General features: G+C 71.2%; 17 protein-coding genes. 7 read left to right on the top strand and 10 right to left on the bottom strand.

What is annotated here, in order from left to right:
* The first annotated feature begins 1 nt into the window (after nt 1).
* On the top strand, nt 2-1,414 hold the full coding sequence (locus KJK29_RS06595; RefSeq protein WP_215117763.1) for an RICIN domain-containing protein: 1,413 nt from the start codon (nt 2-4) through the stop codon (nt 1,412-1,414).
* 15 nt (nt 1,415-1,429) lie between these two features.
* Here KJK29_RS06595 and KJK29_RS06590 read toward each other — a convergent pair whose 3' ends face one another.
* Entirely contained in the window at nt 1,430-3,097 is a 1,668-nt protein-coding gene (locus KJK29_RS06590) for a rhamnogalacturonan lyase B N-terminal domain-containing protein (protein ID WP_215117762.1), read from the bottom strand.
* A 190-nt stretch (nt 3,098-3,287) separates the two neighbouring features.
* Between KJK29_RS06590 and KJK29_RS06585 the strand changes: the two genes are divergently transcribed.
* Both KJK29_RS06585 and KJK29_RS06580 read left to right on the top strand, forming a co-directional pair.
* The gene (locus KJK29_RS06585) at nt 3,288-4,331 is read left to right on the top strand and encodes a rhamnogalacturonan acetylesterase (RefSeq protein ID WP_215117761.1); all 1,044 of its coding nucleotides are present in this window, start codon (nt 3,288-3,290) and stop codon (nt 4,329-4,331) included.
* A gap of 142 nt (nt 4,332-4,473) precedes the next feature.
* Nucleotides 4,474-6,168 carry a DUF2264 domain-containing protein gene (locus tag KJK29_RS06580; RefSeq protein WP_215117760.1) on the top strand — a complete coding sequence of 565 codons (1,695 nt, stop codon included), beginning with the start codon at nt 4,474-4,476 and terminating at the stop codon, nt 6,166-6,168.
* Here KJK29_RS06580 and KJK29_RS06575 read toward each other — a convergent pair.
* On the bottom strand, nt 6,158-7,558 hold the full coding sequence (locus KJK29_RS06575) for a hypothetical protein (RefSeq protein WP_215117759.1): 1,401 nt from the start codon (nt 7,556-7,558) through the stop codon (nt 6,158-6,160). The genes KJK29_RS06580 and KJK29_RS06575 overlap by 11 nt on opposite strands.
* 95 nt (nt 7,559-7,653) lie before the next feature.
* On the opposite strand from KJK29_RS06575, the gene KJK29_RS06570 reads away from it, so the two are divergent.
* Nucleotides 7,654-8,421, top strand: a complete 768-nt coding sequence (locus KJK29_RS06570; RefSeq protein WP_215117758.1) for an isocitrate lyase/PEP mutase family protein — start codon at nt 7,654-7,656, stop codon at nt 8,419-8,421.
* On the opposite strand, the gene KJK29_RS06565 is transcribed toward KJK29_RS06570, so the two are convergent.
* Both KJK29_RS06565 and KJK29_RS06560 read right to left on the bottom strand, forming a co-directional pair.
* Nucleotides 8,418-9,392 (bottom strand): aminoglycoside phosphotransferase/kinase family protein, encoded by a 975-nt coding sequence (locus KJK29_RS06565; RefSeq protein ID WP_215117757.1) that lies wholly within the window; start codon nt 9,390-9,392, stop codon nt 8,418-8,420. The genes KJK29_RS06570 and KJK29_RS06565 overlap by 4 nt on opposite strands.
* Nucleotides 9,385-9,975, bottom strand: a complete 591-nt coding sequence (locus KJK29_RS06560) for a TetR/AcrR family transcriptional regulator (RefSeq protein ID WP_215117756.1) — start codon at nt 9,973-9,975, stop codon at nt 9,385-9,387. The genes KJK29_RS06565 and KJK29_RS06560 overlap by 8 nt, the downstream gene beginning before the upstream one ends.
* A 294-nt stretch (nt 9,976-10,269) precedes the next feature.
* Here KJK29_RS06560 and KJK29_RS06555 point away from each other — a divergent pair, with 294 nt between their 5' ends.
* Complete coding sequence (locus KJK29_RS06555) at nt 10,270-11,274, top strand: ketopantoate reductase family protein (protein WP_215117755.1); 1,005 nt, start codon at nt 10,270-10,272, stop codon at nt 11,272-11,274.
* 9 nt (nt 11,275-11,283) lie between these two features.
* On the opposite strand, the gene KJK29_RS06550 is transcribed toward KJK29_RS06555, so the two are convergent.
* The 3 genes from KJK29_RS06550 to KJK29_RS06540 all read right to left on the bottom strand — a co-directional run bounded on the left by KJK29_RS06550 (nt 11,284) and on the right by KJK29_RS06540 (nt 14,594).
* The gene (locus KJK29_RS06550) at nt 11,284-12,603 is read right to left on the bottom strand and encodes a jacalin-like lectin (RefSeq protein ID WP_215117754.1); all 1,320 of its coding nucleotides are present in this window, start codon (nt 12,601-12,603) and stop codon (nt 11,284-11,286) included.
* Between the two features lie 129 nt (nt 12,604-12,732).
* A complete protein-coding gene (locus KJK29_RS06545; protein WP_215117753.1) occupies nt 12,733-13,476 on the bottom strand; it encodes a hypothetical protein in 744 nt (247 codons plus the stop codon).
* A 50-nt stretch (nt 13,477-13,526) separates the two neighbouring features.
* Nucleotides 13,527-14,594, bottom strand: a complete 1,068-nt coding sequence (locus tag KJK29_RS06540; protein ID WP_215117752.1) for an endo-1,4-beta-xylanase — start codon at nt 14,592-14,594, stop codon at nt 13,527-13,529.
* 89 nt (nt 14,595-14,683) lie between these two features.
* Between KJK29_RS06540 and KJK29_RS06535 the strand changes: the two genes are divergently transcribed.
* Nucleotides 14,684-16,015: an MFS transporter gene (locus KJK29_RS06535; RefSeq protein WP_215117751.1), complete on the top strand. Its 1,332-nt coding sequence runs from the start codon at nt 14,684-14,686 to the stop codon at nt 16,013-16,015.
* Here the strand turns inward: KJK29_RS06535 and KJK29_RS06530 are convergent.
* The 3 genes from KJK29_RS06530 to KJK29_RS06520 are packed head-to-tail and all read right to left on the bottom strand — an operon-like array spanning nt 16,005 to nt 18,613.
* Nucleotides 16,005-16,811, bottom strand: coding sequence for an ABC transporter permease (locus tag KJK29_RS06530; protein ID WP_215117750.1), 807 nt, complete (start codon nt 16,809-16,811; stop codon nt 16,005-16,007). The genes KJK29_RS06535 and KJK29_RS06530 overlap by 11 nt on opposite strands.
* 1 nt (nt 16,812) lies before the next feature.
* The gene (locus tag KJK29_RS06525; RefSeq protein WP_215117749.1) at nt 16,813-17,616 is read right to left on the bottom strand and encodes an ABC-2 family transporter protein; all 804 of its coding nucleotides are present in this window, start codon (nt 17,614-17,616) and stop codon (nt 16,813-16,815) included.
* A 1-nt stretch (nt 17,617) separates the two neighbouring features.
* Entirely contained in the window at nt 17,618-18,613 is a 996-nt protein-coding gene (locus tag KJK29_RS06520) for an ABC transporter ATP-binding protein (RefSeq protein WP_215124185.1), read from the bottom strand.
* A 60-nt stretch (nt 18,614-18,673) separates the two neighbouring features.
* Between KJK29_RS06520 and KJK29_RS06515 the strand changes: the two genes are divergently transcribed.
* Nucleotides 18,674-19,503 (top strand): IS5 family transposase gene (locus KJK29_RS06515; protein ID WP_251058078.1). Its coding sequence is split into 2 segments (ribosomal slippage): nt 18,674-19,022 and nt 19,022-19,503, totalling 831 coding nucleotides; the frame shifts between segments, so codons are not numbered across the junction.
* Nucleotides 19,504-19,593: the final 90 nt, after the last annotated feature.

The raw sequence follows: 19,593 nt of genomic DNA, 5'->3' as shown, positions 1-19,593 counted from the left end.
GATGAGACGCGCGTACGCCGCCCTCCTCGCCCTGTGCCTCGGACTGTTCGGCGCCCTCGCCAGCGCCGGCCCCGCCCAGGCCGCGCCCCAGACGATCACCAACGGCACCCAGTTCAAGGACACCTCGGGCAACCCCGTCCACGCGCACGGCGGCGGAGTCCTCAAGGTCGGCTCCTACTACTACTGGTTCGGCGAGCACCGCAACGCCGACAACACCTTCCGGTACGTCGACGCCTACCGCTCGACCGACCTGAAGAACTGGGAGTTCCGCAACCACGTCCTGACCGAGGCCAGCGACCCGGAGCTCGCGACCGCCAACATCGAGCGGCCCAAGGTCATGTACAACGCGTCCACCGGCAAGTTCGTCATGTGGATGCACAAGGAGAACGGCACCGACTACAGCGAAGCCCGCGCGGCCGTCGCCGTCTCCGACACCGTCGACGGGAACTACACCTGGAAGGGCAGCTTCCGGCCGCTCGGCCAGCACATGTCCCGGGACATCACGGTCTTCGTCGACACCGACGGCGCCGGGTACATGATCTCCGCCGCCCGCGAGAACTACGACCTCCAGATCTACCGGCTCACCGCCGACTACACCGGCATAGCGAGCCTGGTCGCCAACCCCTGGCCCGGCGGCCACCGCGAGGCCCCGGCCCTGTTCAAGCGGGGCGGCGTCTACTTCATGCTGACCTCGGGCGCCACGGGCTGGAACCCCAACCAGCAGCAGTACGCCACGGCCACGAGCATCGGCGGACCCTGGTCGGCCATGAGGAACATCGGCGACGCGACGACCTACGGCTCACAGACCGCGTTCGTCCTGCCCGTGCAGGGCACCTCGGGGACCTCGTACCTCTACCTCGGCGACCGCTGGGGCAACTCCTTCGGCGGGACCGTCAACGACTCGCGGTACGTGTGGCTGCCCCTGAACTTCTCCAACTCGACCACGATGTCCATGTCCTGGTCGCCGGAGGTCACCGTCGACACGGCCGCCGGGACCGTCACCGGCACGAGCGCCACCTACAACACCCTGATCGCCCGCCACTCCGCCAAGTGCGCGGACGTGACCAGCCAGTCGCTCTGGGCCGGTGCCCAGCTCAAGCAGTACGCCTGCAACGGCGGCAGCAACCAGAAGTACTGGTTCAAGTCCGTCGGCGGCGGCTACTACCAACTGGCGGTCCGCAACAGCTCCCTGTGCGTGCGGGAGAACGCGAGCACCCTCACGCAGGAGAACTGCGACGCCTCCGCGACGAGCCAGCAGTGGTCCCTGACCACCACCGGCTCGTACGTGAACGTCAAGTCCCGGGCGACCGGCGAGTGCCTGGACGTGAACGGCGCGTCCACCGCCGACTCCGCCGCCCTCATCACCTACACGTGCAACGGAGGAACCAACCAGCAGTGGACGCGCGGGACATGACGGCCCCGAGGGCCGCTAGGCCAGCAGATCGATCGCGTCGATCGCCGTCCCGGCGCTGAGGAACCCTGTCGCCCCCGACCCGCTCACCACGTCGATCCTGAGCACGTTGTACTGACTCGTGTCCGTCTTCCAGGCGGACGCCGGGACGCTGTACGTGAACGTGTGGTTGTTGCCGCGGTAGGAACCGTTGGTCAGCGACCGGGTGTTCGGCTGCGTGGGCGGGGACGGGATGGCTGACGTCCAGGTGTCGTTGACCGTGATCTGGGGCCGGCCGTTCGCGTACGCCGTCGTCACGCCGATGCGCAGGGTGTGCGCGGCGGCGGCCTGCGCGGCGGTCAGCCTGAAGTACACGAGCAGCCCGCTGTTGACGTCCTTCCAGAGGTAGCAGGGGAAGGCCGCCGTCTCACCGCCGCCGCCGATCACCACGTTCCCGGTCCAGGACGCGGCCCGTACGTCCGACGGATGCGCGTACGTCATCAGGTCCGCGTTCTTGAACCCGCCCGGCGTGCCGTTCCAGTCCCCGATCCGCCAGATCGCGCCGGCGTTGGCGGGGTCGTTCGAGGACGGCAGGGCGATCGTGTTCAGCGTGGTCGTCCCGCCCGCCGACACGCTCACCGACGTCGTATACAGCGCCAGCTCACCCTTGAAGACGGTCAGCGTGTACGTCCCCGGCAGCACGCCTCCGACGGAGAAGTAGCCGTCCGAGGAACGCGCCGAACCCCAGTACTGGGCAGCCGAGTTGGCCAGACCGACGGTGTACGGGTACGCCGAGTTCCGGCCCGATATCCCGACGCCCGCCACCTTGCCCCGGCCGCTCGCCGGCACGTATCCCGAGATGCCGAGCGAGTCGGCCCACGGTGTGGTCAGCGTGCCCGGGAACAGCGCCGAGGAGGGCGCCCCGCCGTCCGTGAAGGCGATGACGTAAGGGCCCTGGAGGCCGAAGCGCTGGGACTCGGTCTGGTTCTGGCCGTAGTACAGGATCTCGTAGAGACCGCCGCCGTCGGCGCTCTGGTGGCGCAGCAGGGAGCGGTAGAAGGGGCCGCCGGACGCCTTCTCGTGGTTGCTGCGCACGACCCACAGGCCGACCCCGCCGGCCGACCAGCCGACGTAGTCGTAGTCCATGACGCGCCGCTTGGAGTAGTGCTTCGAGCGGGTCTGTCCGTCGGACTTCCTGAAGACGTCCGAGGCCTCGATGGCGGTCGGCGCGTAGGTGTAGGAGTCGGGCTCGTCGTTGAGGAACGCGCCCTTCTTCACGCGCACGATGTACCGGGTCGCGGAGACGGACGTATCGGCCTTGTTGGTCCACAGGTAGATGTTGTTCTCGCCGCTGCGGGCCGCGTAGTAGTGCTTCAGCGTGCCGTGCGTGACGGAGACCAGGATCGTCGAGCCGGACTGACTGATGCCGACGGTGGAGGCGCCGAGGCCGGACTCGATGTGCGAGTTCATGCCGCCGTAGCCCTGGTACTCCGTGCCCCGGTAGACCAGCGAGGTCAGGTCGCCGGTGGACTTGCTGACCTTGAAGACCAGTTGGGCGCCGGTGTCGACGACGTAGTGCGAGCCGTCGTCGCTCCAGCCGAAGGCGGCGGCGTGCGCCGTGCCGGTGAGGGCCGTGCCGGCGGCCGCGGCGGTGGCGGCGAGGACGAAGGTGCGGCGGCCGACCGGTCTGTGCGCGGATCCGGACATGGGGGGCCTCCTCGGGAGGTGGGGGGGAGTTCGGGTGGGAGTGAGGGTGACAGTTGAATCGATTTCGCGAAAGGGCTTTCGGTCATGTGAAGTTGTCCATCTCGTGAATGCTGCTCGGGGTCTAGAAAGCGCTTGTCCGGAGCGGTACGGTCCACCTCCAGGTCTTGTCGTCCGCTGGGAGGAGCCGCGAGTGAGACGTTTCAGCATCGCCGTCGTGGCGGCGTTGGCTCTGGGGAGCGCGTTGCCGTCCGTACCGGCGCAGGCGCACTCCGGCCGCCCGTCCCTGGGCCTGGCACAGTGCGCCGCCGGCACCTGCCACTTCGACGTCCCGCCCGGCACATACGACGTGCGGGTCGTGCTCGGCGGAGAAACCGCGTCCGCCACCAGCGTCAGCGGCGAGACCCGCCGTGCCCTGCTCCCCGAGACAACCGCCCCTGCGGGCAAGCGCGTGACCCGCAGCTTCACCGTGAACGTCCGCACCCCCGAGGGCGAGCCCACCGGCCCCGAGGGAACCCCCGGCCTCGACCTGCGGATCGGCGGTTCCGCACCCGCCCTCGCCGACATCCGGGTCACCCCCGCCCGGCACACCCGCCAGATCTTCCTCGTCGGCGACTCCACCGTCTGTGACCAGCCCGGCGACCCGTACTCCGGCTGGGGCCAGCAACTGCCCCAGTACCTCCGCGAGGGCGTGTCCGTCGCCAACTACGCCGATTCCGGGGAGAGTACGGTCTCCTATCTGGGGAACCCGAAGCTGTGGGCCACCGTACGGCCCCTGATCCGCTCCGGCGATCTGGTCCTGGTCCAGCTCGCCCACAACGACAAGACCACGGACGAGGCCACCTACCGGGCCAACCTGGAGACCCTGGTGGACGGCGTCCGGGCGCGGGGCGGACAGCCGGTCCTTGTCACCCCCATCGTGCGCCGCTGGTTCAACGCGGACGGCACGCTGAACAACGGCACCGCCCTCCTGGTCAACGGCCTCGGCGTCGACCACCCGGCGGTCACCCGCTCCGTCGCCGCCGAGCGTGACGTCCCGCTGATCGACCTCACCGCGAAGACGAAGGCGCTCGTGGAGTCCCTGGGCGTGGAGGGCTCGAAGGCGCTGTACCTCTACAACGAGGCGCGGGACAACACGCACACCTCCGTGCGCGGTGCCACGGCCTACGCGGGCCTCGTCCGCGACGAACTCGTCACCCGGCATCTGGTGCCGAAGGGCAGAGTGCGGGTGGGATAGAGCCCCTGGGGCGCCCCGACCGGAACCGGGGCGCTCCAGGTCCGGCCTGTCCGGGCCGAGCCAGGTCCGCCTGTGCGGGCCGATCCAAGCGTCCGAGCACGAACCCGCGCACGAACACGAACCCGCGCACGAAAGAGAACCGATGCACCTGCCTCCGGCCGACGGCACGACGTCTCCGTTCACCGGCTGCACCCGCGCCCACTGGGAGGCGGCGGCCGACGCCCTGCTCACCGCCGTCGAGCCGTACGCGACCGAGGACCGGGCGCTGTACCACCTGCCCGGCGAGCGGACCAGCTGGTCGGGCCGTCTCTCCGACGGTCTGGAGGGCTACGCCCGCACCCTGCTGCTGGCCGCCTTCCGCCGCGACGAGAAGGCCCTGGAGCGCTACGCCACCGGCCTCGCCGCCGGTGTCTCGGGCGTCTGGCCCCGTATCGAGGACCGCAGCCAGCCCCTGGTGGAGGCGGCCTCGATCGCGCTCGCCCTGCGCCTGACCCGGGATCTGCTGTGGGACCGGCTGGACGACGGCGTACGGCAGCGGACGGCCGACTGGCTCGGCGACGCCCTCACCGCCGAGGCATGGCCCTGCAACTGGGAGCTGTTCCCGGTCACGGTCGGCGGCTTCCTGGCCGAGATCGGCCACGAGCCGGATGCGTCCCGCGCGGCGATCTACCGCGGCCTGGAACGCATCGAGCGGTGGTACCTGGGCGACGGCTGGTACACCGACGGCGACGGCCGCAAGTTCGACTACTACAACGGCTGGGCGATGCACCTCTACCCGGTGCTGCACGCCTGGCTGGAGCAGGACGAGCGCCTGCTGGATCTCTACGGCGACCGCCTCTCCCGCCACCTCTCGGACTACGCCCGGCTGTTCGGCGGCGACGGCGCCCCGATGCACCAGGGCCGCTCCCTCACCTACCGCTTCGCCACGACGGCCCCCCTCTGGCTGGGCGCGCTGACCGGCCGTACGCCCCTGTCGCCCGGGGAGACCCGGCGGCTGGCCTCGGGTGCGCTGCGGTACTTCCTCGACCGGGGTGCGGTGGACGACAAGGGCCTGCTCTCCCTCGGCTGGCACGGCCCCGACGCGTCCGTCCTCCAGGGCTACTCGGGCCCGGCCTCCCCGTACTGGGCGAGCAAGGGCTTCCTCGGCCTGCTGCTGCCCGCCGACCACGAGGTGTGGACGGCGGCGGAGGAACCCGGCCCGGCCGAGCGCGCCGACGCCGTCACCCCCGTCGGACCGCCCAACTGGCTTCTCCAGTCGACCCGTTCGGACGGCGTGGTCCGCCTCCACAACCACGGCAGCGAGGACGTCCGCTACGACCCGTACTACACGCGCCTGGCGTACTCGACGGTGACGGCCCCGGCCGCGGCGCCCTCCCCGCCCGACAACAGCGTGATCGTCGGCGACGACCCGAGCCGCACCGGCATCGAACCGCTCGGTGTCGGCGAGGGCTGGGCGGCCTCCCGGCACACGGCGGGCGGGGGAGCGCGGGTGACGAGCGTGGTGCTGGCGCGCGGGGCCGTGGAGGTGCGGGCGCACCTGGTGTCGGGAGCGGAGCCCGGGACGGCGGTACGGGTCACCGGCTGGCCGACCGGGGAGGGGCTGAGGGCGGAACTCCTGCCGGCGATCGGCCTCACGGACACCCTGACGGGCGCCGTGGGCGAGCGGGCCACCCTGTTCGTCGCCCTGGCCCGACTGACGGCCGAGCCGGACCCGGCCGCGCTGCAGGAGTTGGTCTCCGTACGCGCCGACGATGCCGGAGCACTGGAGGTCCGCTGGAGCGACGGCGGCGTGACACGGGTCCGGCTGACGGAGTCGGGCGTGGACGTCACGGCTTGAGACGGGCGATCTTCAAGGTCGTGGACGTCGGGGACGCACCGGTGAGCGGCTTCGCGTAGGAGGGCGTGGCCGGGGCGTAGGCCCAGGTCAGCGTCCCGTCGGCGGACACCGCGATATCGCCCGTGATCCTGTCCTGGACGACCTTGGCCGCGCTCTGGAACGTGCCGTTCCAGTCGATGAGGCGCAGATGCGTGCCCGCGAAGGTGCCGGTGCAGGTGCCGTCCTTGCAGGTGGCGTTCTTGACCGACTCCCAGGACAGCAGCAGCCGGTCCTTGCCGTACGGGGCGAGATGGACGTTGACGTGTTCCACGCCCTTCGTCTCGGAGAGGCGGATCGCCTTGCCGGGGCCGGAGTTGCGGTCCTTCAGAATCGCCACCGCCACCTGGTGCGTACCCGTCTTCGGGGTGACCGTCCAGCCACGGCCGCTCGCGTCGTCCGGGTTCTTCTTCGCGGAGGCCGCGCCCCGGGACGCGAAGGCGGTGGCGTAGCGGCCGGTCGCCGACTTGACGAGGTCGCCGGTACGGCTCGGGAAGGTGCCGCCGCAGTAGCCTGCCCAGCACTGTTCGCGCTGCACGACCGGGGCGTTGTCGGGGGCGCCGATGCCCGTCGACACGAACAGGCCCGAGCGCCAGTCGTCGAAGCAGAGCGAGGTGAAGGCGCCGGTCTTCTCGGCGTGCAGCGCGATGCCCTCGTTGTGGCTGCACCCCCAGCCCCAGCCGCCGCTCAGCTTCGCGCCCTTGGCGCTGACGTACGCCAGCTTGTCGCCGAAGTGCCCGTCGGCCGCGCCGCCCGCCCCGTGCACCACGAAGTACGCGCCGTACTTGCTGCCGTTCCAGGTGAGCTGCCCGTCCAGCAGCGGGGCCGTGTCCTTGGACGCGGTGCCGGTGAGCCTCGTACGGAAGGTCTCCTTGCCGCCCTGGTAGCGGACCAGGGCCGCCGCCGTCTCCTTCCACTTGTTGCTGTCGGAGACGCGGGTGAGCAGCGCGAAGCCGTCGTTGTGCGCGACCAGGCCGCCGACCTCCTTGGCACCCTTGACGACGGTGTCGGAGCCCGCCCGCTTACCGGCTTTGGTCAGCGGGGTGACGTGGATGCCGTCCGCCGCGGGCCAGGCCACCCGGAGGGTGCCGTCGGGAGCGGCCGCCGTCGCCGTGCGGGTCCACTCTCGGGTGTTGTTGTAACCGGCCGACAGGTAGGGGAACGCGGTCGGCAGGCTGACGGCCGTGCTGGTCACCGCGAGGGCCGGGGCCGTCGCCGCACCGGCGGTCGCCCACCACGCCCCGGCCAGCAGACCGGCCGCCGCGAGCGCCCCGATCGCGGGCTTGCGGGCCGCGCGGACGCGGCGGTGGCGTGTGGTGCGGCGGGGCTGTGTTTCGGGTTGTGCTGTTGTCATGATCTGTGGTTGCCGTGGGGGCGGCGAAGGTTGCCACGGCACCCGGAACCCATACTTCGGCGTGCGCCGAAGTGAGCCGGTCCTAGCGTGGCGCCATGACTGCCTTCGCCGACCTCCACCACCAAGACGAGCCCCTCCTCCTGCCCAACGCCTGGGACCACGCCTCGGCCCGGGCCCTCGCCGGGCAGGGCTTCCGGGCGGTCGCGACGACGAGCCTGGGCGTCGCGGCGGTCGCGGGACTGCCCGACGGTGTGGCGGCGACCCGGGAGGAGACGCTCCGGCTGGCCTTCGCCCTGGGATCCGAACCGTTCCAGCTGTCGGTCGACGCGGAGGGCGGCTTCAGCGACGACCCGGACGAGGTGGCGGAGTTCGCGCGCGAGCTGTACGCCGTAGGAGCGGTCGGTATCAACCTGGAGGACGGCCTCGGGCCCGTCGCCCGGCACGCGGCGAAGATCGCCGCGGTCAAGAAGGCGGCACCCGCCCTCTTCGTCAACGCCCGCACGGACACCCACTGGCTCGGCGAAGGCGACGGCGACGGCGACACCAGGGACATGCTCACCCGGCTCGACGCCTACCGACAGGCGGGCGCGGACGGCGTGTTCGTCCCCGGCCTCACCGACCTACGGCAGATCGCCGCCCTGGTGCGCTACCTGGACGTCCCCCTCAACGTCCTCTACTCGCCCGGCGGCCCGACCGTCGCCCACCTCGCCGACGTCGGCGTACGCCGGATCAGCCTCGGCTCGCTGCTCTACCGGAGGGCACTGGGCGCGGCGCTGGAGGCGGTGGCGGACATCAGGGCGGGACGCATGCCGACGGGAGTGACACCGTCGTACGACGAGGTGGCCGGGTTCGTGACCCGCTAGGTGTCGAGCGCGGCGACCAGCAGGGCGACGGCGGCCAGGTCCGGCACGCCGCGCAGGAAGGAGACGGCCTGCACGCTCGCGAACCGGCGTTGCGCATCGGTCACAGTGGGGTCGACGGCCGTCTCGGCCTGTACATGGACGTAGTTGAGGGCGGTCGCGAAGAGCATCGAGAACGACTCCGGGCCGGTGATGACGGCCGGGCCCCCGGCATCGCGGTAGGCCCGGGCCAGCAGCCGGGCGGATTCGATGTCCACCTCGTTGCCGCCCGACCAGACGTGGACGGCCCGCGCGAACTCCCGTTCCGCCGCGACCGGCCCCGCGTTGTCCCAGTCGAGGAGGACCGGCCCGTCGGGGCCGACGAGGACGTTCTGGGGCTGGAGGTCGAGGTGCGAGGTGACGAGGCCGTGTGATGCCGACGGGGTGACCCAGTGGGCCAGCGGGGGCGCGGACGTGGCGACGAAGCGGCCGAGCTCCTCCGACCAGGGCAGGCCGGCGTCCCGCACCTTCTTGAGCACGTCCTCCCACTCGGCGTCGTCGGGGCACCGCTCGTACCAGTCGCCCGGCGTCCCGACGGCGCCCTCGCCGGCCTGGTGCAGCAGCGCCATGGTCCGGCCGAACCAGTCCAGGACGTCCGGGTCGGAGGCGTCCGCCGGACTGCCGTCCACCCAGTCGTACAGCTTCACCCAGGAGCCGCCGTCCGGGGAGTCGAGGCGGGTGGCGTGCGCGCCGTACGGGTCGGCGTGGAGCCGGGGTGAGGCGATGCCGAGGCCTTCCGCGGCCTCCCGTAAGGCGGCCTCGCGTCGTACCTGGGCCTCGTCGCAGCCGAAGAGGAGCTCCTTCACGGCCCAGGACCGGCCGTTCCCGGTGAGCTTCCAGATCTGGCCCAGGGCGCCCCGGGTGACGGGTGTCATCGTCCAGGGGCCGGTGCCGAGGGAGTAGATCTCGGCTATCGAACCGGCGGTGTCACGCATCGGGGTTCCTCTCCTCGCGGGGCCAGGTCAGAAGCAGCGCGTGCAGGGCGTCGATCGACCGGTCCCAGGACGCCTGTACGTCACGGGGCGCGCCGAAGGCGCCGTTGGACTCCAGGGCGCAGTACCCGTGGAAGGTACTGCGCAGCAGGCGCACGGCGTCGGTGAGGTCGGGTTCCTCCAGGCCGTAGGCGCGGAGCATGCCGTAGGTGACGTCGGCCGTGCGGCGCATCGCGGGGGAGTCGGCGAGGAGGTCCTGGTCGACGGGGATCTGGGTCGCCGCGTACCGGCCCGGGTGTTCCAGCGCGTAGGCCCGGTAGGCACCGGCGAAGGCGGCGAGCGTGTCCCGGCCGGCCTCCCGCCCCTCGACCGCCGCCGCGATCCGGTCGATCATCTCGCCGCCCGCGAGGAGGGCCAGGCGGGTGCGCAGGTCCTTGAGGCTCCGGACGTGGGTGTACAGGCTGGCGTCCTTCACACCGAAGCGGCGTGCCAGGGCGGAGAGGGTGACGTGCTCGTAGCCGGCCTCGTCGGCGAGGTCGGCTGCGGCGGCCACGAGGCGGTCGGGGGTGAGGCCGGCTCTGGGCATGGGGGTTTCCGGGGTTACCTCTCGCAGAGGGCCACGACGTGATGCCGTGTCGGGTGTGAAGGTCCCACAGGCGCACGGCGATCGTAGCCTGAGGGCCCACGGTTGCGGCGCCCATGACCAGGGCACCTCCCACGTCCCGCGCCGGCACACCGCCTGCGCCGAGTTGCCTTCGACGCCTGCGGGGTACGGTGGGAACGGAGTACCAGGGGGGAGTCAAGTCCGGTGTGTACGTGGCGCCTTGGCGAAGACCTGTACGACGCGTATGACGTCTGAAGCGGAGAGCCAGGGAGCGGAATGCGCTACATCTTCATCGGGTCCGGAGCCATCGGCGGTGCGATCGGGGGGCGGTTGCACGAAAGCGGCCGGTCCGTCGTCCTGGTCGCGCGCGGCGCGCACTTCGAGGCGCTGCGCGACAACGGCCTGCGGCTCACCGTCCCCGCCGGCACACTCACCCTCGACACGCCCATCGTGGCAGGGCCAGAGGACGTCGAGCTGCGCGAGGACGATGTGCTCGTCCTCGCCGTCAAGGCCCAGGACAGCGTGGCCGCCCTGGACGCCTGGGCCGCACGGCCGGTGGCGGGCGGGGGCACGGCGGGCGAACGCCTGCCGCTGGTGTGCGCCCAGAACGGAGTGGAGAACGAGCGCCTGGCACTGCGCCGCTTCCACGAGGTGCACGGCATGTGCGTCATCCTGCCCAGCACCCACCTGAACCCGGGAGAGGTCGTCGCGCCCTGCGGCCCGTACACCGGTGTCCTGGTCCTCGGCCGGTACGGGACGGGCTCGGACGAGACCGCCCGGCGGATCGCGGACGACCTCGAGAAAGCCCACTTCCTGGCTCCGGTGGTGACGGACGTGATGCGCTGGAAGTACGGAAAACTCCTCGGCAACCTCGCCAACGTGGTCGAGGCCGTGTGCGGCTCCGCCTCCGACGCCGCCGCGCGGGACCTGATCGCCCGGGCGAAGGCCGAGGGTGCCGCGGCCCTCGACGCCGCGGGCATCGCCGCCGCGAGCGCGGCCGAGATCACCGAGCTGCGCGCCGGGACGGTCGACCCGCAGCCGATCGCCGGCGAGCCCACGCGCGGCTCCTCCTGGCAGAGCCTGGCGCGGGGCACGGGATCGATCGAGACGGACTACCTCAACGGCGAGATCGTGCTGCTCGGCCGGCAGCACGGCGTGCCCACCCCGGTGAACGCGGCCCTCCAGCAGGCCGCCCGGGAGAGCGTGTCCCAGGGGCGGGAACCGGGCGGCTTGACGGCCGGGGAACTGAGCAGGCGCATCACGGAGGGCGTCACCGCCTGAGTACGGGCCTCAGCGGATCGGCGCGTACACCACACCCAGCTTGTCGACCTCGGATCCCGCCCGCCCCGTGAAGCCCACGATCTGCCGGCCGGCGGGGGCCGTGAAGGTCTTCGTGTCGGACGTGGCCGTGCCGGTGGAGAGGGTGCGGCCCTTGTCGGTGGTGAAGGACGCCGAGAACAGGCGTGTGCGGCCGTCCTTCTGGCCCTGTGTGAGCTTTACGGAGGTGAGGTGCTCACCGGAGGCGAGGGTGAGGGATGTCGCCGTGCCGCCCGTGCCGCCGTGGCTGAGTGTCGTACCGCCGTCGTGGGTGAGGGACACCGCGTCCAGGCGGGCGTTGCCGCGCAGGGTCAGCGTGCGCGGGGCCGGGGTGGCCGGCAGGTCGTCCGCGTCGTTGAAGGCCGTGCCGTGGGGGCCGCCGAAGAAGTCGCTCGCGCGCAGGGAGGGGTCGAGAGTGTAGGAGAAGTCGACCGCGTGCGGGAAGTGGTCGGACAGGTTGGCGCCCGCCGGGTCGAGGAAGGACGCCCACTCGTTGCTGTAGCGGGTCGCGTTGAGGCTGAGCAGCTTGCTGCCGCGGTAGAGGACCTTGTCCACGACCTCGCAGTCGTTCGTGGGCGCCGTCGTGGGGCAGACGAGCGCGTCACTGCCCTGGGCCGGGGGTGTTCCGCCCTTCACCCGCTGGACCCAGGCGTCGGTGAGACCGTTCTCGCTCAGGAGCGTGCGGATGTTGTCGCCGGAGCGCGTGTACCGCGTGTTCGTGTCGCCCATGACGATCACCGCGTTGCCCGCGGAGTTCGCCTGGATGAAGTCGGAGAGCTGCTCGACGTTGGCCCGGCGGGCGGCGAGCGCGTCGTCGGTGGCGTCCGCGTTCGTGTGCACGTTGTAGAGGTCGAGGAAGACGCCCTCGGCGAGCCGTACCCGGGCCAGTGAGAAGCCCTTGGGGGTGAGGCAGTTGGTGCCGGTGCAGTTGTTCCACTTCACCCGCTGGAAGTCCTCGAAGGGATGGTCCGAGAGGGTGTTGAGGCCGTCGCCGAAGGGGACACCGCCGCTGGTCGCGGTGCGGTGGGCGTGGTCGTCGCCCCCGTACAGGGCCGCGTGGTAGTTGAAGTCCTCCTGCACATTGACGATGTCGTACGCCCCGAGACGAGGGGAGATCAGCGGGGTGTTCTTCTCCGGGTTGCCGGAGCTCAGGCCCTCGGGGAGGCCCGCGACGTTGTAGGTGAGGACGTTGAACGACCCGGAGCCCGCGGCGACGGCGGGTGTCGCGGAGGTGGCGGCCAGGCCCGTGACGCCCAGGGCGGCGGCCATGAGGGTGCCGATCAGTCTCTTCATGGGGGGTGTCTCCGGTCGGGGAGGGGAGGGAGCGGAGGGGAGAAGAAAGTTGAACGGTGCTCAGGTTGGAGCCGAACACCCCTGATACGCAAGGGAAGTCGGGAAAACAGTGGGAGACGCCCCGGCGCTTCAGGGGTGACGCAGCAGCTCCAGGTCCGTGCCCCAGGAGTCGAGGACCTCGCCGTGCCCCGCCTTGCGCGCCGCCTCCTCGATACCGGTGAAGAGCGTGCGCTGTGTGCCCGGGTCGCCGTCGGCGAGCAGCCGTTCCACGACGGGCAGCAGCCGGTCCACGCCCCACCGCCGCTCGCCGAGCGGGCTGCGTTCCAGCTCCCATCGCAGGTACTTGTTGTAGGGCCGGACGCGGCGGTGCAGCGCGAAGAGCACCTCCAGCGCGTACGGCACTGACTCGGCGGCGTCCAGATGGCCCATGGCCGGGTGGCCGTCGCGGTAGCTCTTCAGGGACCGGTAGGTCTGGTTGACGTAGGCGTCCAGCCAGCCGTCGACCGCGGCCCGGGCCTCGTCGGCGCCCAGGCTCCGCTTCTCGTCGAGGATCCGGGCGATGTCCCCGTCGAGCCGGTCGAGCAGTACTTCCGCGTGGACGTAGGAGTAGCGCGCGAAGTGGTCGGGGCGGCCGGGCATGCCGCGGGTGCGGAACTCCGCCAGCGGGATGACCACCAGGTCGAGGTGGGCCGAGCGGAAGCCGTTCAGTTCGGTGAGGGGTGAAGCGGTGTCGTCCCCGACGACGACATGCAGGTCGTGGTCGGAGTGGACGGTCGGCATGCCCTCGTGGACCTGGGAACCGCTGAGGACGAGGCCCACGACTCCGGGATCCTCGGCCGCCCGTGCGGTGAAGGCCGCCAGTGTGTCGCTCACGGTGCGGACGCTACTGCGCCCGCACCGCCCGCCGGAATCGAATTTCCCGCCTACGCCTGCGGATTGAGCCCGTCCGACAGCCCCTGGTACGCCGGCTTCGCCCCGTAGCTCTCGTTGTACGGCAGGGCCGCGCCGTAGCCGTTGAACGTGCCCGGCACCCAGGAGTACTTGTCGGTGAGGCCCCAGACCGTGACGCCCGCGCAGCGCGGTACGCCCAGGCAGTTCTCCGTGGCCGTCTTGTAGTCGGTGGACTGCTGGGCCAGCTCGGCCGAGGACGCCGGCAGCGGGATGCGGACGTCGAGTTCGGTGATCGACACCTCCAGACCGAGGTCGGAGAAGCGCTTCAGGTTCGCCTTCATCGAGGACGGCAGCTGGCCGACGACGAAGTGGGCCTGGAAGCCGATGCCGTGCAACGGCACGCCCTGGGCGAGGAGTTGCCGCGCCAGGTTGTAGAGGCCGTCGCTCTTCGCGTTGTCCGCCTCGATGTTGTAGTCGTTGATGTACAGCTTGGCGTTCGGGTCGGCGGCGTGGGCCCAGCGCAGCGCGTTGGCGATGTAGCCGCTGCCCAGCTTGCTCTGCCAGAGCGAGTTACGCAGCGAACCGTCCTCGTTGAACGCCTCGTTGACGACGTCCCAGGCGTAGATCTTGCCCCGGTAGCGGCCGAGCGTGGTGTCGATGTGCTTCTTGAGGATCGTGTTGAGCTCGGACGCCGAGAAGTTGCCGTTCGCCAGCCAGGACGGATTCTGGTTGTGCCAGACCAGGGTGTGGCCCCGTACGCCCTGGTTGTTGGCGGCGGCGTGGTTGACCAGCCGGTCGGCGGCGGCCCAGTTGTAGCTGTTGCGGCTGGGCTCCAGCGCGTCCCACTTCATGGCGTTCTCCGCCGTCACCGAGTTGAACTCCCGGTTCAGGACGGTGGTGTAGGCCGGCTCGGTGCGCAGCGGCCCGTCGGCGACCGCCGCGCCGATCCGCGCGCCGCGCGCGTCGGCGTAGCCGCGCAGCGTGGTGGCGGCGGAGGCGTCGGGAGTGAGCTGCGGGAGCGCGACCGAGGCCAGCAGGGCCCCCGCGGCGGCGAGTGTGAGGGGGCGAAGGGAGCGGCGCCTGTCAGGGGTGTGTGGCATGGCTCCTCCAGTGGGGGTGGGGGTGCGACACCCCCCAGTCGCCGCGGCCGGCCGTAAGGTTGCCGTGCATCGGCGACGGGGGAGGGCGCATGACACACGAGGCGGCACGGCGCGAGGACGAGCCCGGCGACGGCACGCCCTCGGCCGCCGGCGACGACGGCTTACCCGACACCAGCGGCGACACCCGCAGCGGCACCCGTCGCGGCACCCGCCCCCTGTGGCGGCAGCGGGACTTCGGGATCTTCTGGACCGCGCAGACCCTCTCCGTCCTCGGCGACTCCTTCGCCCTGATCGCCCTGCCGCTGCTGGTCCTGGAGGCCACCGGTTCGGTCGCGCGGATGGGGCTGCTGACCGCCGTGGGCGGGGCTGCGTCGGTCCTCGCTGCCGTGTTCGCCGGGGCGGTGGTGGACCGGGTGGACCGGCGCCGGCTGCTCATCACCTGCGACCTCGTGCGCATGGGGCTGTACGGGGTGATCCCGCTGGTGTGGCTGTTCGGCCCGCAGGTCTGGCTGCTGTACGTGGTGCTGCCGCTGTGCGAGGCCGTCGGCATGCTGTTCGCGGTCGGCTACGTCACCGTCGTACGCGGCCTGGTCGGCACCGGGCAACTCACCGAGGCCAACGGCCGGTTGAACGCCACGGCCGCGGGCGCGGGGGTGCTGGGGCCGCTGTGCGCCGGGCTGGTCGCCGCCTGGTCCGGCCCGGCCGCCGCGGTCGGTGTGAACGCGGCCAGCTTCGGGGTGTCGGCGACCCTCCTGTTCTTCGTACGGTTCCGCAGGCGCGCCCCGGACGACCGGCCGGGCCAGCGCACCGGACTGTGGCAGGACCTGCGCACCGGCGTCGCCTTCCTCTACGGCCACCCCGTGCTGCGCTCGCTCACCGTCCTGCTGTTCGTCTTCAGCTTCCTCACCCTCGGGATCCACGACTTGGTCATCTACCACCTCAAGCACGACCTCGGCCATGACGACGGCACGGTCGGCACCGTGATGGCCGCCGGTGCGCTCGGTACCATCGCCGGCGCCCTGCTCGTGGCGCGGATCCGCCGCCGCTTCGGTTTCGGGCTGACGTGGACCGGCTCGGTCGCGGGCTGCGGGCTCGCCTTCGCCGGTCTCGGCTGGGCCCGTGACGTGCCTGTGGTCGCGGCCCTGTGCGCCGCCTTCCTGGGGTGCGCCGCCATGGGAGCCACCTGCTCGATGTCGCTCCGCCAGGAGGTGACCCCGGAACACCTCCTGGGCCGGGTCACCTCCGCGTTCTGGACCCTGCACTACGCGGCGGCACCGATCGGCGCCGCCGTGCTGACCTGGGCCGCGGAGGAACAGGGCACGGCGCCGGTCGCCCTGGCCGCCGGAGCGATCTGCGTCCTGCTCGCCGCGTGTGCCCTGTTCACCCCGGTCCGAGGGTCCGGCCGGACCGTCAGCCGTTGACCCCGCTGTAGTGCCGCAGACTCCACCGCCACAGCAGCCGCGCCCCCAGATACGCCAGCAGCCCGAGCAGTGGTGAGGCCGCCGCCAGCCAGTACGGCACACCGGTCGTATGTCCGTGCCCGGTCAGCACCGCCGCCGGGAAGAAGGCGACGAACGCGAGCGGGAGGCCGTAGGTCAGGAAGCCGCCCACCGCCCTGGGCAGGACGTTCAGCGGGTAGCTGCCGAACGTGCCGAGGAGTTCCTCCAGCCAGCGGCCCCAGTAGTCCGCCGCCGGGAAACGCAGCGCCGCACTGGCGACGACCGTGAACAGGGCCGCCTCCAGCAGCATGCCGCCCAGCACGGCCGCGATCAGATAGCCGATCCGGCCCGCCGTCCAGTCCAGGTCGCTGCGGGACAGGGCGCCCACCATCAGGCCCGCCGCGACGGTCAGGTCCCCGATGGCGTTGGTGGGGAAGTAGGCCAGCTGGATCTGCCGGTGCACCGGCATGGGACGCATCAGATAGATGTCGACGCGGCCCTCCTGGATCTGCCGGCCGGCGAAGTGCACCCGCCCCAGGAGCAGTACGAACAGACCGTGCGCCAGCATGCGCGTCGCCGGGATCAGCAGCACGTCCGAGCTGTCCCAGCCGCCCATCCCAGCGAACCGGGTCAGCAGCACCGTGGCGAACACGATCACAGACACCTGCCAGATCGCCCCGATCGCGATCATCAGCAGGAACTCGGTGCGGTACTCCATCTGCGCGCGGAAGTTGAGCGCCGTCACACGCCACATGATCCGCAGAGCCTTCAACGACATCTCAGCCTCCCTGCGAGATCACGCGCCGGGCGGCCCGCCGCCACAGCAGCCGGGTGAACAACGCCAGCGCCACCACCCAGGCGGCCTGGACGCAGAGCTGGAAGGCCGCGTCGGACAGGGGGATCCGTCCCACGTACAGCGACAGCGGCACGCTCAGCGTGGCCTGGAAGGGCAGGAAGGCGCTCATCGTCACGAACCAGTCCGGGAAGAACCACAGCGGCGCGTACACCCCGGACAGCAGGTTCTGCGCGAACAGCAGGATGAGCATCGCCGCGTTGTTGCGGATCGTCCAGAAGCACAACTGGTCGAGCGTGAGCATCACGTAGTACAGGACCCACTGGCCCAGCAGCATGCTGACCACGAACACCGCGGCCACCGCCGCCGAGCGGGGCGGCTCGACGAGCCCGGTGGCCAGGCAGACCACATAGCCGGTCAGCGCCCACGCGAGCCCGTACAACTGCTCGCCGGCGGCCCGCAGGGCGTAGTAGCGCTGCGGCGGCAGCGGGCGCAGATACCAGTAGACGATGGTGCCGAAGTGCATGTGCTGGAGGACCGTGTCCCGGCCCGTGTACTGGTCCAGCTCCCGCAGCCGGGACGCCAGTACGGCCAGCACGGCGTAGGTGACAGCCTGGTCGCGGCTCAGGCCGGCGGTCGTGCCGGAGTGCGCGTACAGGCCGCGCCACAGCGACCAGACCAGCACCACCTGCACGGCCAGCCGCAGCGCGACGGCCGTCATCCGGGGCGGGGCGTTCAGCTCGCCGAGCGGGGTGACGCGGGCGGCGCGCCAGGCGTGCAGCACGGCCATGTCAGACCTCCCCGGCATGCGCGTACGCGGCCCGCATCACGTCCTCCAGGTCCGCCTCGTCCAGGGCGATGTCGGTCACCTCGTACCGCTCGATCACCGCCTTGAGCGCCTGGTGGACGGTGGGCGCGCCGGGTCCGTCGGGGCCGAAGACGACCTGTGCGCCGCTGTGCCGCAGGAGCGCGGTGCCGGGCGGCGGCACGACCTCGGCACGCGGGTCGGCGAGGGTGGCCCGCACCTGCCAGGTGGAGCCGAACTTCCTGCGGATCTCGTCGAGGCCGCCGTCCAGCATCAGCCGGCCGTGGTTGACCAGCACCACCCGCTCGGCGAGCCGCCCGACCTCCGTCATGTCGTGCGTGGTCAGCAGGACCGTACGGCCGCGCTGCTCCACCTGGTGGCGCAGGAACTCCCGCACCTGCTCCTTGACCACCACGTCCATGCCGATGGTCGGCTCGTCGAGGAAGACCACCGGCGGATCGTGCAGCAGGGCGGCGGCCAGGTCGCTGCGCACCCGCTGGCCGAGGGAGAGATGGCGGACCCGGGTGTCCCAGAAGGACGACAGGTCCAGGATCTCGTCGAACTCCTTCAGCCGGGCGGCGTGCTCGGCCTTCGGCACCTCGTAGATGTCCCGCAGGATCGCGAACGACTCGCGCACCGGAAGGTCCCACCACAGCTGCGTGCGCTGCCCGAACATCGCGCCGACGTTGCGGGCGTTGCGCTCTCGCTCCCGGTACGGCACGACGCCCGCGACCCGGGCCTCGCCCGAGGTGGGCGTGAGGATGCCGGTCAGCATCTTGATGGTGGTGGACTTGCCGGCGCCGTTCGGGCCGAGCAGGGCGAGGAGTTCGCCCGCGGGCACGTCGAAGGTGATGTCGGAGACGGCGTGCCTGGCCACCCGCTCGGGGTTGACCAGGGATCGGACCGCGCCCGTGAACCCGGGGCGGCGGACGGTGGTGTGGAAGGTACGGGACAGCCCGCGGACCTCGATGGCGACATTCAACCGACCCACCCACTTCCTAGGTCGTGTCCGCAAAGTGGCGGCGTCGTTGGTTGGTTCGTGGTGCGTCGTCATGAGCTGACTGATGAGTCGTGGGCGGTGATCGAGCCGTTGCTGGCTCCTCCGCGGATGGGGCGTCCGGTGCGGGATCGTCGGCAGGTGGTCAACGGCATCCTGTGGAAGCTGTCCACGGGGGCGGCCTGGCGGGACCTGCCTGAGCGTTACGGCCCGTGGAAGACGGTCTACGAACGTTTCCGCCGCTGGTCGGCAGACGGCACCTGGGACCGGCTGCTGGCCCAGGTCCAGCAGCACTGCGATGCCGTGGGCGCCGTGGACTGGACTGTCGTCTGCGTCGACTCCACGACTGTGCGGGCTCACCAGCATGCGGCCGGGGCCCGAAAAGGGGGCTCTGGCCGGGCGAGGCGATCGGCCGGTCCCGTGGCGGGCTGACTACGAAGATCCACCTGGCCTGTGATGGGCAGGGCCGGCCGCTCGCCTTTACCCTGACCGCTGGGAACGTCAACGACTGCACCCAGTTCGAGCAGGTCATGGCCCGCATCAGCGTCAGCCGACGCGGGCCCGGCCGGCCCAGAACGCGGCCCGATCGGGTCGTCGCGGACAAGGGCTACTCGTCCACGAAGATCCGCTCCTACCTGCGTCGGCGGGGCATCAGAGCCGCGATCCCAGAGCGGATCGACCAGATCAACGGCCGCATCCGCCGAGGCGAAAGCCTCTGCCGACTCGACCGGACCACCTACCGGCGCCGCAACCTCGTCGAGCGCTGCTTCAACAAGCTCAAGCACAACAAGGCCCTGGCCACTCGCTACGACAAACGCGCCCGCCACTACCAAGCCATGGTCACCCTCGCCTGCCTACGCCTCTGGCTCCCCTGACTTTGCGGACACGACCTAGCGGTGAACACAGCGGCGGCCGGTCGGCTCTAGGGCCGACCGGCCGCGGATGACATCCCCGACACTGTCGGA

Origin of the sequence: Streptomyces koelreuteriae, assembly GCF_018604545.1 — a bacterium.
GTDB classification, from domain to species: Bacteria; Actinomycetota; Actinomycetes; order Streptomycetales; family Streptomycetaceae; genus Streptomyces; species Streptomyces koelreuteriae.
This window is presented reverse-complemented; position numbering and strand designations above follow the sequence as displayed.